We start from the raw sequence: 15,539 nt of genomic DNA on the forward strand, positions 1-15,539 counted from the left end.
ATATACTTCAATATATACAAAGCATGATTTTTGATAATTCATGATGGATATATATTAAGTATTTATGGAGGCTTTTAATATGAAGGATTTAGCAAAACAAATTATTGCAGGTAGACGTTTAAAAAGAAACGAAGATTTCAATTTCTTTTTAACATCAGATATAGAAGAATTACTTGAAGGTGCCAATATGATTCGTGAAGCATTATGCGGCAGCAAAATCGACCTTTGTACTATTATAAACGGCCGCAGTGGTCGCTGTAGTGAAAACTGTAAGTTTTGTGCTCAATCTGCTCATCATCACACCGGAATTGAAGAATATGAATTTTTAGATCCTGATGTAATTTTAGAAGATTGTAAAAAAAATGAAGCTAATGGAGTTCACCGCTATTCTATTGTTACCGCTGGCAGATCTCTATCAGGAAAAGATCTTGATAAAGCCATTGAAGCATACAAAAAAATGCATGAAGAATGTAACATTAGTCTTTGTGGGTCTCATGGACTTTTAACTGAAGAAGAGTTTATTCGTTTAAAAGAGGCTGGTGTTTCAATGTATCATGAGAACATAGAAACCTCAAAACGCAACTTTCCTAACATTTGTACTACCCATACATATGAAGACAAAATTCACGAAATTAAGCTAGCAAAAAAGGTAGGTTTTAAAGTTTGTTCTGGTGGTATCATTGGTATGGGTGAAACTTGGGAGGATCGTATTGATATGGCAGTAAGCTTATCAGAATTACAAATTGAATCTATTCCTATCAATGCACTTATGCCTATTAAAGGAACATGTTATGAAAATTTGAAACCTATTTCTGAAGAAGATATTTTAAGAACCATAGCTATCTTTCGTTATATTAATCCTACAGCATATATCCGTATGGCAGCAGGCAGAAGTTACTTTAAAGACGGTGGTAAAAAAATATTTCTATCTGGTGCTAATGCTACAATCACTGGTGATATGTTAACCACTGTAGGTAATAATACTATACAAGATAAAGAAATGTTAACTAATTTAGGCTTTGATATTTCAAAATAGCTATTATATACAATGAAAATGGAGGAAAATTATGAACAAGAAATCTAATGTTTATCAAATGGCAGTTATAGGTGTCATGGCTGCAGTTATCTGCATTCTTGGACCTTTATCAATACCTATTGGTGTAGTACCAATTTCCTTTACAAATTTAGCAATTTATTTTGCACTTTACGCACTTGGCATGAAAAAAGGATCTATCAGCTATATAATCTATATGTTAATCGGTTTTGTTGGTATCCCAGTATTCTCTAATTTTTCTGGTGGTCCATCTAAACTATTCGGACCTACTGGCGGCTATATTATCGGATTTTTCTTTATGGCAATGATTGCAGGATTTTTCATCGATACTTTTTTTGATAAATGGTATTTATGCTTTATAGGTATGGTTCTCGGAACTGCTGTATGTTATGTTTTTGGCAGTATGTGGTTGTCATATCAAGCTCATATATCAGCAAATGCAGCATTTTCTGCAGGCGTAATTCCTTTTATACCTGGAGATCTTGCTAAAATTATAATTGCTACCTTGGCAGGTTCTAAAATACGTGAACGACTAATTAAGGTTAATTTATTTCAAGCTTAATTAACCTAAACTAGGACTATAATTAATTCGGACTAAGTTATAATTTGATAACTTAGTCCGTTATTTTTTCTTTTTATTAATCATTCAAATAATTTTTAGTGAGTTCTTCTTGTATTTTTAATAGTAATTCATTAAAACGTTTCTTTTCACTTTCAGTTAAAAAGTTTAAAAGCACAGATGTAAATTCCTCATATTTAGGTAATATACTATTAAATATTTCCTTTCCATTATCTGTTACTACAGCTTTTATGCTTCTTCTGTCATTTTCATTTATGATTCTTTCAATTAATCCTCTTGATACCATTCTATCCACAAGCGTTGTTATATTAGCTCTTGTTACATTCATTTTTTCACCAAGAGTAGATAAAGTAATTCCATCATCTCCAGCTAAATAAACTAAATACAATGCAGAAAACTGAGTTTCGGATAACATAAGTTCCTTGTAAAATTTATTAAGTACCTTCTGAACCATATTAGAAGTTTTAGAAATTACCTCCAATAATCTTAATGAACTACTTCTATTATCATCTAATTCTTTACTTTCTTCGTACAACTGTTATTCGCTTCCTTTCACAAGTATTATTCTTAACCAGTTTCCTGAAAATTTAATTAACATATAAATTGTCGGTTTACTAATTATTTATAATATATACTGATTTTATCCCCATTGTCAAGCGGATTAAGCAATATTTATCGATGCTAGTTTGCTGCTACTTGATTCTTCTTTAGCTTATTATTAAAAATCATATATAGTATTACTCCAGTTAAAAAGGTAATTATTTCTGTAATGGTCATAGACCATATAACACCATGCAATCCAAAGAAATTATTTAATACTATTATAACAGGAATAAAAAGAATTCCTTGTGTAATTGACATAATTGTTGATGGCGTTCCTTGACCTGATGCTTGAAAAATTCCTATAAATAATGTTGTAAATCCATTGAAAAATGCGGAAATAAGCATAGCAGCCATGATATAAACTCCAACACTTAATACTGCTACATCATTAGAAAACAGATGAATAATTATATTTCTAAAAATATAAACTAAAGTAATAACCCCACCTGATAACCCCAAAATCCATAACGCTGATTGTTTTATACTGTCTTTTAATCTCTTAAAGTTTTCATTAGAAAAATTATATGCAATTAAAGGAATAATTCCTAGTGCAAGACCCATTGCAAGAAATTCTGGTACTTGTACAATTCTCAAGGCAATACCAAAACTAGCTACTACACTTTCTCCATATCTAATTGAATAGTTATTTAAAAGAAGAGTTGTAATAATTAGAAAACCAGCTAGGAACAATTCAGAAACCCCAATTTTATATATCTCTATTTTATCTTTAATAGAAATATTAAAATTCTTAATAAATCCTTTTAAATTCTCACTTTTTGTTTCCAAGTAGTAAACATAGTAAATAGATGAAGCTATATTAGCTAAGATCATTGATAATGCTACCCCTACAACATTAAATTTAAATAATAGTATAAATAATGGATCAAAGATAAGACTAAAAATTGTACTTACAACCATTCCGAACATTGATTCTTTTGATGCTCCTTCTGCTCTCACAACTTGCTCCAATGCAAAGTTCATCACAATTGCAAAACCACCAATAAACATAGTTAAAGAATAACCTTTTGTATAATTAATAATAGCTGAAGTATCTGCCCCCATAATCTTAACAATAGGAGTAAGTGCTATTGTTAAGATTATTCCAAGAAAAATTCCTATGGTAATACTGCTGTAAAAAGTATATCCTGCTATCTTCTTAGCTTTCTCTATATCTTGTTTTGCAACAAGGCGAGTTATAAATGTTCCTCCTCCAGCTCCTAACATATTTCCAAAAGCCATCAATATAGTGAAGATTGGTAGTCCTAAAGTAATAGCAGTTAACATATCTGTATTGTTTAATAGTCCAATAAAAAAAGCATTAATAACATTATATATTGTACCTACTGACATACCAATCATCATAGGAATAGATAAATGTGCAATTGCCTTAGTAATTGGTGCATTTTCTAAATAATATTCGTTTGACAATTTTTGTTTCATAATTTCATCCTCCTCAATAAATATTCTTAGAATTCATACTCTTAGAATTCTAAGTTTTTAGTTATAAGTTATTATATTAATAACTTATAAATTTCTATCTACTTTCAATAGCAAAGCTAACAATGTCTCTTTTTCTTGTTCCGTCAAGCTTGCAATAATATTTTCCTCTTCCTCAACCACTGATTTATTAAAATCCTCTATCAATTCAGCGCCTTTAGGCAATACATATATATATTTTAGTCTCTCATTCTCTTTAGGTATTCTTCTTTCTATATACCCTTTTTTCTCTAATCCTTGAAGCATACTTGTAATGCTTGCTTCTGTACGTTGAAATACTCGTGCCAAATCTTTTTGAATAATGCCACTGTCTTGATGTTCATAAATATACCCTATCATGCGTCCTTGTTGAGAATTTAATCCTAACTTTTTTACTTTTTCATCAGAACTGAGTTTCATTTTTATGGCAATACTTCTTATTAATTGTGAATATGGCGTTTGTATAGAATATCTAGAATTAGTCATTTAAATTCCTCCTAAAATTATCTTTGAATTCTAACTGTTTATAGTTTAACAATTAGAATTCAAAGTGTCAATATTTATTTTGTATCTATAAAATTTCTTTCATTAATTATATACTTTAAATATTTTTATGCTATTATGTTTAGTCCATTATCATTAACTGGTAAGTAGAATGTAAAAAAGATATAGGAATAAGTATATATTACACTTAATATCCTATATCTATATTTAAAATTAATTAAATGTTATTTCTATTAACTATTTATGAGCTTTTTGTGGAAAAGCTGCTTTAATTGCATCTGCCTGAGCTTGTGTTATTATGTTAGAGCTAACTAATTCAGCAAATAAATCAGTTTTCTGCTTAGGATTTGCTGCAAAATAAGCTTTTCTTTGATCTGCTGTCATTCCTTTTACTTTTTCCATTTGAGCTTTCATATCAGCAGCTTTTTGTTTTTGAAAATCCAATATTTTTGTTTCTTGATCTGCTGTTATTGTTCCTGCTGTAACAAGTTTATCAAGCTGTGCTTTAAAACTTTGTTTTTGTGGTAGAGCTGCTTTAATTGCATCTGCTTTAGCTTGTGTTATTATGTTAGCACTAACTAATTCAGCAAATAAATCAGTTTTTTGCTTAGGATTTGCTGCAAAATAAGCTTTCCTTTGATCTGCTGTCATTCCTTTTACTTTATCCATTTCAGCTTTTCTTTCAGTAGCTTTTTGTTTTGCAAAATCCAATATCTTAGTTTCTTCATCCGCTGTTATTGTTCCTGCTGTAACAAGTTTATCAAGTTGTGTTTTTATTCCCTGTTGTGATTTATTTTCATTATGTTTTGCTTGTTTTTGTGGTAAAGCTGCTTTAATTGCATCTGCCTTAGCTTGTGTTATTATGTTAGCATTAACTAATTCAGTAAACAAATCAGTTTTTTGCTTAGGGTTTGCTGCAAAATAAGCTTTTTTCTGATCTGCTGTCATTCCTTTTACTTTATCCATTTCAGCTTTCTTTTCAGCAGCTTTTTGTTTTTGAAAATCTAATATTTTTGTTTCTTCATCTGCAGTTATTGTTCCTGCTGTAACAAGCTTATCAAGCTCTGCTTTTAAGGATGTTCCTGCATTCTTATGATTTACCTTCGCGCTTTGGGAAGCTTTAGCTTTAGTAGTTGCAGTTGCACTTTTAGCTGATGCATAAGTTACAGTAGAAAAAAGTGTACCACTTACCATTAATGCTGCTATCACTTTGGTCATTAGTTTTTTATTTACCATTTAAATTTCCCCTTTCAAGCTTTTTAATATTTTATTTTGTTTACGTTTTTATATTAACCTGCTTGTGTGTCAACTTCATGGCAAACAAATGAAATTTATGTTACATCTTAAACAAAATAAGGCAAACTTTACTTTAATTTTTTACTTGTTTAATGTACTATGTTTTACACCATAAACAAAGTAAATACAAAGTCCTATTACTAACCAAATTGCAAATCTAATCCAAGTGACAGCTGGCAAACTTGCCATAAGATAAATACAAAAAATTATGGTTAGTATTGGAGTATATGGTACACCTGGACACTTGAATTTTCTTTCAATGTCAGGCATTGTCTTTCTTAAAATCATAATTCCTAAAGATACAAGTATAAAAGCAAATAAAGTTCCTATATTACATAAATCCATAATTACATCTAATGGCAAAAAACCTGCCATAACAGCTGTTACAACTCCTGTTATTATAGTACATAATTCAGGAGTTCCATGTTTTTTAGATACTTTAGAAAATGATTGTGGTAACAATCCATCTCTTGACATAACCATGAATATTCTAACTTGTCCATATAAAGTTACAAGAAGAGTAGAAATCATACCAAGCACAGCTCCTACACCAACTAAAGATGATCCCCAGTTGATTCCTATTCTTGATAAAGCACCTGGAAGCGCATTGTTTACATCTATAGACGTAAATGGAACCATTCCTGTAAGTATAACTGCTACAGATATATATAATACAATAACTGCTATCATACAAATTGCTAATCCAATTGGAATATCTTTGTTAGGATTAGCTGCTTCCTCTGCTGCTGTAGATACTGAATCAAATCCTATAAATGCAAAAAATATAATGGCTGCTCCCGACATTATTCCCTTAACTCCATAAGGTGCAAAAGGGTGATAATGTGCAGGATTTATATGAGTAACTCCAAGAATTATAAACACAAGTATTACAAATATCTTTACACCAACTATAATATCATTTACTTTTGCACTTTCTGACACTCCTAAATACAAAAGCCAAGTCACTACAACTGTAATTAAAACAGCTGGTAAATCTACAAGTCCTCCTGACATAGGAGACTTTATAATTGCTGCTGGTAAATGTATACCATAATCATTTAATATTCCAACTAAGGTTCCTGACCACCCTGAAGCAACTGCAGCTGCTGAAACAAGATATTCAAGTATTAAATCCCATCCTATAATCCATGCTATAATTTCCCCAAAGGCAACATATGAATATGAATATGTACTGCCTGCTACAGGAAAAATAGTTGCAAGTTCTGAATAAGTAAGAGCACAAAGTGCACTTGTTATAGCTGCTATTACAAAAGATATAGTAACTGCTGGACCTGCTAAATGAGCTCCTTGACCCGTGGCAACAAATATGCCTGTCCCAACTATAGCTCCAATTCCAATTGCCGCTAAATCAAAAGCCTTCAATTCCTTTTTAAGACCACTTTTTTCAACGGACTGCTTAAAATCTTCTAAAGATCTTTTTCTGAATAGATTCATTAATTTAAGTCCTCCTAATAATCCTGAAAAAATTTATTTATACAAATGCAATTAATTATAAATAAAAACAAATAATTATACAACATTCATATAAGTCAGTATGGAGCATTTTTCAACATATTACCCTATTTTTCTTTAAATAAAGTAATTTTTCTCATATAAAAATAGGCGAACTTATTTACTCGCCTATTTCCTATTTATATCATATATAAATCTATCCTGAAAATAAATCTCACATTGATGTAACTGCAATTTTTGTTTACCATTTGAGACTACATCCTGTTTTATATTCAAATTCTTCTTTTATTGCTTTCATTTTTTCTTCTTCTAAATTATCTAACTTTAACTCTATACTTAAATTTAAAGGGTTAAAGGATGGATTCTTCTTTATAATTATACCTTCTCTTCTGCAGAGCACCTGTGCTATTTTTATTATTTCATTTTGATTTACAGCACTGGATATACTCATATTCCACCCTGTAATTTTAGCAAGTTCACTAACTTTTTCTGTATACTTTTTTCCAATTGCAGGTGATATAAATGAAAGTTCTATGTACTTTCCTTTATCATTTGATTTTATTCCCTTTTTATATGGTTTGAATTCTTCTTTTTCAAAGCTTTCTTCTATAATCTTTAAGGCTTGATTTTGCTCAACTGCCTTAATTTGATTTTCACTTTCTATGATGTCATTTCTTACATCTTTAATTGCTCCAGAGCTTTGCACTAAAAGTTCTAATCCTGTTTTTTCTTTAAAAGTGTTTAACTTACTTTGTTCCACACTATACTCAGAATTCAATATCACCACAGCTTTCTTTTCTTCAAGCCTATAGGATATCTTTTTTATATCTAGGTCATACAAAAGCTCTGATATTAAACTGTCTGAGGCATTTATATTTACCTTATCGCTTATTTCTACCTTCCATTTTGTTTGTCTCTCAAATTCCCTGCAAGCTTCATATATATCTTTATCTACTACATAAGGGAAATCAAAGCTCAATATTACTTTCTTTTCATTGTAAATAAGTCCAGCTTTTTTAAAATTATACTTTGAAAAATATTCAGCTGCAAAATCATTTAACTCATTAGGTTTTAACTCTTTTGGCTTCAATTCTTCCTGTACCACTTCTTCACTTTTACATTTAAACAAGAATAACCTTTTGTTATCATTTTCAAAGTATACAGATTGCACTACTAATTTTTGAATTTCATCCATTTCTAAAGCTTTTATTTTATTACTTCCGGTCCATATATATATTAATTCTTCTACAGTAAAGAATCTTTCTCCATAGTTATGTAATATAAACTTCCATAATTCCTTTATATTGTTTTCATCTAATTTGCTGCTTGATTTTATAACATGAGGCATTTGTTTTTTCCACTGTTTTCTTGGATTTTTTATATTAACCTCATAGCATTCTCCACATTTCGGTGCATATACCCTTGCTCTTACTTCTGATAAAAGTTCCTTGGAAAAGCTTTCTACCACTTCTTCATTACCATGTACCATAAATATGTTGTTAGGAGTTAATAAATTTATAAGTGACTTTATTTCTCCTTTATCTCCATGAGCAGAAAGCCCTACCTTTTCCACTTTACATTTCACAGGAATGCTTCTTCCATTTAACTCTAACTTTTTATCTTCTTCCTCCTCCAGCAAATTTAATAATTTTCTACCTGGAGATTCTTCATCCTGATATCCAGTTATAACTATGTACCCATTTTCCATAGGAGCTATCTTTTCTGCATAATACTGGCTGTAGCCTCCTGTAAGCATACCAGAACTTGAAATTATTATACAAGGCTCCTTATCTTCTAATATTTTCTCTCTAATTTCTTTCTTGTCCACAGCAATTATATTATCATCATAAAAAGGCTCGATTCCTCTTAGTATTTTCTTTCCAAGAGAATTTTTTAAGTAAAGTGGATTTAACTTATATACTCTATTTATATCCTTAATCATTCCATCCACATATATCTTTACATTTTTTATAGATTTCTTATTTAAAGCCTTCTTAATAATTAAAATAATCTCTTGTGCTCTTCCCAAAGCAAAAGCTGGAATTAGCATTTTTCCTCTATTTGCTTCACATTCATTTATAAGCTGTAAAAGCCTTTCTTCCTCAACTTCTCTATTAGCATGAAGCCTGTCACCATAAGTAGTTTCAAAAATTGCAGCATCTGGTCTAAGTTTTGGAACCTTTAAACCCTCTACTGTTTTCTGTGAAAACACTGAAAAATCTCCAGAATAAAATAAAGAGCCTTCTGGTGTAGTAATATACACACAAGAAGCACCTGCTATATGACCCGCTGTATAAAAAGTTATCTTTATATCTTCAAATATAGGAAACTCCACCATATAATTTATAGTAAATATCCTATTTAACATATTTTCAACATCTACTTCTGCATAAAGTGGGATTTCTGCTTCCCTATTTTTCATTATCTTCAAGCTGTCATACAAAAGAACCTTCATTAAATCCTTTGTCATATTATTTGCATATATTTTAGCACCAGGATATTCCTTGCTTATTATTGGCAAGGATCCTATGTGATCCATATGAGCATGACTTATAATTATTGCATCAATTCCTCCTTGTTCCTGAATAGTTCTGAAATCTGGAAGAGGATCTTTAGATGCACCTTGTCTTATTCCACAATCTAAAAGTATATTTTTATTATAAATTTTTAGGAGTATGCAGCTTCCCCCAACTTCATGTGCTCCTCCCAAAAATGAAATTTTCATATAATACACCTACTTTCCAACATCCTATATTATATCCTAAATTTATTTTTTGAGAAAGTAAATAAAAAAAGCTACTTTTTTTGAAACTTTATTGTTAATATATGTGTATATAGTATTATGCATGGAATTATAAGTACTTTATCTAAAAAAAACACAATAATGGAATACATTTCTGTGTTTAGTCTGTATTTAATAAGTTCTATTAGAGGAGGAACCATATTGGACATAGATAAAAAATTAATATTAAGATGTAAAAAATATGACAAGCCTGCTCTCATGGAATTGTTTAAAATATATGAAAAATATTTGTATAGATTATGCTACAGCTATTGTCAAAACCAGCAGGATGCTCTCGATTTAGTTCAGGAAATTTATATAAAAATATTTAACAACATAAACAAATTTAATGATGATATGCCTTTTCATCCCTGGGTGAGAAAGCTTTCCGTAAATATTTGTTTAAATTTCAAAAGAACTATTAAATCCAATGTAGTATCCCTAAATGGAGAGTTAAATGAAGATTCCACTTTAGAGGATACCGTAGCTTCTGATTTCAATGTTGAACATGAAATTGAAAAAATGGATTTAAAGAGAATCTTAAAGGAAAATCTTAAAGCTTTGCCAGAAAACTATAGATTAGTTATAATATTAAGATACTATGAAAACTTAAGTTATAATGAAATTTCTGAATTGCTGTGTAAACCTCTTGGTACTATAAAAACAGATCTTTATAGAGCAAAAGCTTTACTTAAAAAGAAACTAGAAAATATTCGGGAGGAATAAAAAATGAGCTGCAAACTTGATAAAAAGTTTCTTTATGCTTATGCAGATAACACCATAGATCCTCTGGAAAAAATATTTGTAGATGAACATCTAAAATATTGTGATGAATGTACTAAAGCTTTAGAACTTATATATGACATAGATAAAAACTTGAGTAATATGGAAGATGATTTAGTTTTTCCAGAAAGGTTGAGTACAATTTCTGAATTGGTAGCAGAAAATTGTATATCCCAAATCGAAGAAAATGATTTAAAATTAAAAATTCAAAATAACTATAGATTTTATAGAAACTTCAAAGGAAATATAAAAAGTTCAAGAAAGCTTTATAAGAAGAATCCATTTAATAAATTTATTCATAAAAGTATAAAAAGCTCTATAAAATTTATAGAAAAACCAATAAAGAAATCTATAACTAAAAAAATTAAAAAAACAAAGCTTTTTAAACTATTTAATGCAAGTTAATTTTTGTAAAATGAGGTGTATTTAAGTGTTTATACTCATTACATTTTTAAAGGTACTTGGAATATTGTTATGTGTTATACTCTTTATACTAGCATTATTGTTATTTATTCCGTTTAAATACAAATTGTATTATAACATCAACGATAGTTCAAATTTTGAAGGAACTATATTATGGCTGTTCAACTTATTTAAAATCAAAGCTTTGCAAGAAGAAAATTTTAAAATAACCCTTTTCATAGGCAGCAAAGCTATTTATGTAATTTCTGAAAGTGAACATTCGGAAGATAAAGAAGTTAAAACTGATAACAAAAAATCGAAAAAGACAAAAACAAATAATATTAAAAACTTTATAGAAAAAAAGTTTTTAAGCTGTGTACTTTCTTATTTTAAAGACATGTTAAAAATAGTTAAACCTGATGAAGTAAAAATAAATGGTGTTTATGGTTTTGATGATCCTTGTATTACTGGATTATTGTCTGGTTTTATCCCAATAATTGCACAAGTAATTCCTCACAGCCATATAAACTTAAATCCTGTCTTTGATGATGATGTTATAGATATAAAAGCCAGCATGTGTGGAAAAACATTTTTATTTTTAATGGTCTTTAGAACTTTAAAATTTATATTAAAAAAGGATGTTAGAAAAATTTTACTAAAAAAATCTAAAACTAGTGAAACTTAATTAATACTTTATGTGTATTAATTATTGTAATAAGAAATTAAACAAATTTAGGAGGATTTTAATTATGGCAAATAGTTCATCTATTCCAGAAAATTTAGAGGTGTTATTTAATAAATTACAAAACTTTTTAAAAACTGAAACTGTTGTTGGCGAACCTATTATTATTGGAGAAACTACTTTAATTCCTATTATATCTGTAAGCTTTGGATGCGGTACTGGTTACGGCAACGGCACTGATGATAAAGGAAATAATGGTGCAGGCGGTGGCCTTGGATTTGGCGCTAAAGTAACTCCTAATGCTATGATTGTAATAAAAAATGATTCTGTTACTATGCTTCCTGTAAATAACAAAAATAATGTTGAAAGTCTTTTAGAAATGGTACCTGGTATAGTATCAAAGTTTAAAAAAGATAAAAAAAATAATAGTACTGAAAAAAAATCTGAAGAAGATTAAAAAGAACGTATATAGATTTGTACAAGTTCAAATCTATATACGTTCTTTTTTATAAAAAATAATTTTTCTATATTCAATAAATATCTAAGTAAGACTAAATCCCTTTCCATAAACCTCATAGGAATCTTGAACTAAAACTAAAGCATTATTATCCACTTCTTTTACAATTTGCTTTAATTTAATTATCTCCTTACTAGTAATTACACACATCAATATTACCTTTTGGTCATCTGTATATCCGCCTCTTGCTTCTAGCTTGGTAGTTCTTCCATTCATTTCTGTTAAAATCAGTTCATTAATTTTTTCAATATTATCAGATATTACATAAACTGATTTTGAATCTTTAAATCCTTTAATATACATATCAACAACTCTTCCTATTATGTAAACCGTCACAACACCATATAATGCTTTTTCTATTCCAAATACATAAACGGTTAAACAAACAATAGATAAATCAATACACATCATAACTTTACCTACAGGCTTGTGTATAAATTTAGATATCATCTTAGCTACTGTATCTGTTCCTCCTACAGAAGCTTGTTTACTTAGCAGCATTCCTAATGCAAGGCCTGTCATAACACCACCTAGAACTGTTGCTAAAAATATATCCTTTGTGAATGGACCAACTCCACTAGTCAATTCAACAAAAATTGGAACTAGAAAAGCTCCAAGTACTGTATTAATAACAAACTTTTTACCCAATATATATAATCCCATCAAAAAAATAGGTACATTAAATATTCCTATTATTATTGACTTTTTCACATGAGTCACACTTTCAAGTACAATGGCTAATCCTGTTACTCCTCCTGGAACAATATGATAAGGAGAAAAAAATGCATTTAATGCAAAGGAAAATAAAAAAATTGCAAATACAATAACCCCTAGGTCAATCAACTTGTTTTTCATACCCATCCACCTTTCTTAAATAAATATAAGTTCTAAATCATACAACATAAAAACCTCCCATCCTACGTTAGGATGAAAGGCCGAACTTTCCAGTATTAATTATACATTAAAATTAATACTAATCATCTTCATTTCGCTTACATATTAAATTTTTCAAATTACGATAACATCATACCATAATTTATTATACACTGCGCTTTAAATTTGTCAATGAATTTAAAGGTATTATTTTAAATTTCAGGTACTATTTTTAGTAATATTTAAACTCAATATATTATTTTAAGTAGCATTTAAATTTAGAGCTAATATTTTAAGTAATATTATAAAAATTTTATTTGACTGTACTAGGTTTAATATCTTCAAATATATATTGGTGCATTTGATTTTTAGTAGCATTTAAATCAAATATTAAATACCAAACATTATCTATCATCTTTCCATAACAATAACCATCTAGTGGAAACCTCTGCTCACCTATATCCTTAATACCTAATGTATACACAGACATTAATTTTTTTAATATTTCAGTATTTGGTATACTCGTTTCTGTATAAGGCAAAAGTTGAGAGATCAAACTTAGCATACCTGTCGGTGGAACTTTTTTAATTTTATTTAGTACATGAATTAATACTGTTCTTTGTCTTTCAGTTCTTTGAAAATCACCACCATCATTTTTTCTTATTCTTGTATATTCTAATGCTTGTCTTCCATTGACTTTTTGTAATCCGCTGTTTGTAATAATAGAGGCAGTCTTATTTCCACTTTCTGAATTTTCATCTGTGTTGTTATTAATATATTTTAGTTCCTCTGGAGTTATATTTACCTCAACCCCACCAACACTGTCAATTATTTTCTCAAAGCCAAAGAAATCAACAGTAACATAGTCCTTTATATTTAAATCAAAATTCTTATTTAATGTTTTAATTGACATCATAGGTCCCCCATAAGCATATGCATGATTTATCTTAGTCATTCCATAACCATCAATATTAACATAAGCATCTCTCATAATAGAAGATATTTTTATCTTCTTGTGTTTTTTATCAAGAGTTAAAATCATAAGTGCATCAGAACGTGAGGCTTCATCCTTCTGTCTCCTATCAACTCCAAAGAGAGCTATATTTATAATTTCATCATCCTTTTTAACTACATTATTGCTTATATTTAATTCTGAATTAGTTTTTGGTATTTCTGCTTTTTTTACTTTGTTTAATTGACTATTAAAACATAAAATAATTGTTCCAATCGCTGCAAATAAAACAGTTATAGTAGACAATATAATTTTACTAGTTTTTCTCATAAAAGAACCTACTCCTCATATTTTATAATTTATTATATGATTTTTAAAAATTAAAAATAACACATTATAGACTAGATAATTATCATTACAATACAGGTTGCCCTTTTTTATTTATTTTTCTTATAAGTTATTCACAATTTACTTTTATATAGCATATTTAAATAACAAAATGAATAAATAGTATCATCAATAATTTATACAAAGGGGGTATTAATATAAAAATGTCTACAATTTTAATATATGTATTAGTAACTATTGCGTTAATATTCTTTATAGTATACTTCATATTATTCTACAAACAATCTAATACTACTTCATTAGGTAAGTCCGATACTATCTCCATTAGACCCGATATGTCACAAAAAGAAATAAATAAAATTTTAGCTACTAATAAAAAAGTTAAGTTTATAAGTGGGATCTATAATATAGACGCTGAAATAGGTTTAAAACTTTCATCAAATCAAGTAATTGTATTTGATAGTGAAGCTGAAATAAGAGCTATTCCTAATGATAAGGAAGACTATGGAATTATTAAACTAAACAATATTAAAAATACAACAATTAATGGAGGTAGGATTATTGGCGAAAGATACTCACACAAAGGTACTACTGGAGAATGGGGCATGGGAATATCTCTTAATGATTGTACCAATATTAAAATCAAAAATATCATAATAAGAGACTGTTGGGGAGACGGAATATATTTAGGAGCTTCAAAGCGTGGTTATAACAAAAATATTGAAATTACAAATTGTACAATTGATAATAACAGAAGACAAGGTATAAGTGTAATTTCAGCTGTAAATTTAACTATTTCTGATACAAAGATAATGAATACGAATGGAACAGCACCAGCATCCGGAATAGACTTTGAACCGAACTACTCAACTCAAAAATTGAAGAAAAATATAGTAAAGAATTTATATACCTACAATACTGAAGGCGCTGGTATATTAATCGCAGCTAAAATACCTTATTTAGATATAACAATTACAGACCATAAACATGATGGTGGAGAAAGAGCTAAATATGGTCTATGCGTTAACTTTGTGGATATAAAACAAACTGGAAGTATAACTGATATAAATCCTGTATATGTAAATACCAATAATAATCCAGTACAATTTAATGATAAAAACTCTAACTCTGCTCCAGTATATATTAAAAATCTTTCTACTACTGAAAAAGTTAAATAAAAAATTTAGATCTTAATAGAAAAATACCCATCAGAC

Annotated in this window: 15 protein-coding genes; 7 read left to right on the forward strand and 8 right to left on the reverse strand. The window is 28.9% G+C overall.

The window, feature by feature from the left end:
* Positions 1-79: 79 nt before the first annotated feature.
* Both bioB and Ccar_RS14075 read left to right on the forward strand, forming a co-directional pair.
* Positions 80-1,036 carry a biotin synthase BioB gene (gene bioB / locus Ccar_RS14070; protein ID WP_007060475.1) on the forward strand — a complete coding sequence of 319 codons (957 nt, stop codon included), beginning with the start codon at positions 80-82 and terminating at the stop codon, positions 1,034-1,036.
* Positions 1,037-1,067: 31 nt separating this feature from the next.
* A complete protein-coding gene (locus Ccar_RS14075; RefSeq protein ID WP_007060474.1) occupies positions 1,068-1,616 on the forward strand; it encodes a biotin transporter BioY in 549 nt (182 codons plus the stop codon).
* A 76-nt stretch (positions 1,617-1,692) separates the two neighbouring features.
* On the opposite strand, the gene Ccar_RS14080 is transcribed toward Ccar_RS14075, so the two are convergent.
* From Ccar_RS14080 to Ccar_RS14105, 6 genes are all read right to left on the reverse strand, one after another.
* On the reverse strand, positions 1,693-2,169 hold the full coding sequence (locus Ccar_RS14080; protein WP_007060473.1) for a MarR family winged helix-turn-helix transcriptional regulator: 477 nt from the start codon (positions 2,167-2,169) through the stop codon (positions 1,693-1,695).
* A 146-nt stretch (positions 2,170-2,315) separates the two neighbouring features.
* Positions 2,316-3,677 (reverse strand): MATE family efflux transporter, encoded by a 1,362-nt coding sequence (locus Ccar_RS14085; protein WP_007060472.1) that lies wholly within the window; start codon positions 3,675-3,677, stop codon positions 2,316-2,318.
* Positions 3,678-3,761: 84 nt separating this feature from the next.
* A complete protein-coding gene (locus Ccar_RS14090; protein ID WP_007060471.1) occupies positions 3,762-4,199 on the reverse strand; it encodes a MarR family winged helix-turn-helix transcriptional regulator in 438 nt (145 codons plus the stop codon).
* Positions 4,200-4,454: 255 nt separating this feature from the next.
* Entirely contained in the window at positions 4,455-5,453 is a 999-nt protein-coding gene (locus tag Ccar_RS26110; protein WP_007060470.1) for a hypothetical protein, read from the reverse strand.
* A 141-nt stretch (positions 5,454-5,594) separates the two neighbouring features.
* Entirely contained in the window at positions 5,595-6,968 is a 1,374-nt protein-coding gene (locus Ccar_RS14100; protein ID WP_007060469.1) for an amino acid permease, read from the reverse strand.
* Between the two features lie 259 nt (positions 6,969-7,227).
* Positions 7,228-9,711 (reverse strand): MBL fold metallo-hydrolase, encoded by a 2,484-nt coding sequence (locus Ccar_RS14105; RefSeq protein ID WP_007060468.1) that lies wholly within the window; start codon positions 9,709-9,711, stop codon positions 7,228-7,230.
* A gap of 219 nt (positions 9,712-9,930) precedes the next feature.
* Between Ccar_RS14105 and Ccar_RS14110 the strand changes: the two genes are divergently transcribed.
* From Ccar_RS14110 to Ccar_RS14125, 4 genes are all read left to right on the forward strand, one after another.
* A complete protein-coding gene (locus tag Ccar_RS14110) occupies positions 9,931-10,494 on the forward strand; it encodes an RNA polymerase sigma factor (RefSeq protein ID WP_035774534.1) in 564 nt (187 codons plus the stop codon).
* 3 nt (positions 10,495-10,497) lie between these two features.
* Entirely contained in the window at positions 10,498-10,956 is a 459-nt protein-coding gene (locus Ccar_RS14115) for a zf-HC2 domain-containing protein (RefSeq protein ID WP_007060466.1), read from the forward strand.
* Between the two features lie 25 nt (positions 10,957-10,981).
* Positions 10,982-11,638, forward strand: a complete 657-nt coding sequence (locus tag Ccar_RS14120) for a DUF2953 domain-containing protein (RefSeq protein WP_007060465.1) — start codon at positions 10,982-10,984, stop codon at positions 11,636-11,638.
* A gap of 64 nt (positions 11,639-11,702) precedes the next feature.
* Positions 11,703-12,092: a GerW family sporulation protein gene (locus tag Ccar_RS14125; RefSeq protein ID WP_048030099.1), complete on the forward strand. Its 390-nt coding sequence runs from the start codon at positions 11,703-11,705 to the stop codon at positions 12,090-12,092.
* A gap of 84 nt (positions 12,093-12,176) precedes the next feature.
* Here Ccar_RS14125 and Ccar_RS14130 read toward each other — a convergent pair whose 3' ends face one another.
* The gene (locus Ccar_RS14130) at positions 12,177-13,007 is read right to left on the reverse strand and encodes a YitT family protein (protein WP_007060463.1); all 831 of its coding nucleotides are present in this window, start codon (positions 13,005-13,007) and stop codon (positions 12,177-12,179) included.
* Positions 13,008-13,338: 331 nt separating this feature from the next.
* Positions 13,339-14,307 carry an LCP family protein gene (locus tag Ccar_RS14135; RefSeq protein WP_007060462.1) on the reverse strand — a complete coding sequence of 323 codons (969 nt, stop codon included), beginning with the start codon at positions 14,305-14,307 and terminating at the stop codon, positions 13,339-13,341.
* A 221-nt stretch (positions 14,308-14,528) separates the two neighbouring features.
* Here Ccar_RS14135 and Ccar_RS14140 point away from each other — a divergent pair, with 221 nt between their 5' ends.
* Positions 14,529-15,503, forward strand: a complete 975-nt coding sequence (locus Ccar_RS14140) for a right-handed parallel beta-helix repeat-containing protein (protein ID WP_007060461.1) — start codon at positions 14,529-14,531, stop codon at positions 15,501-15,503.
* Positions 15,504-15,539: the final 36 nt, after the last annotated feature.

The sequence above is a fragment of the Clostridium carboxidivorans P7 genome (assembly GCF_001038625.1).
Lineage (GTDB): Bacteria > Bacillota > Clostridia > Clostridiales > Clostridiaceae > Clostridium_AM > Clostridium_AM carboxidivorans.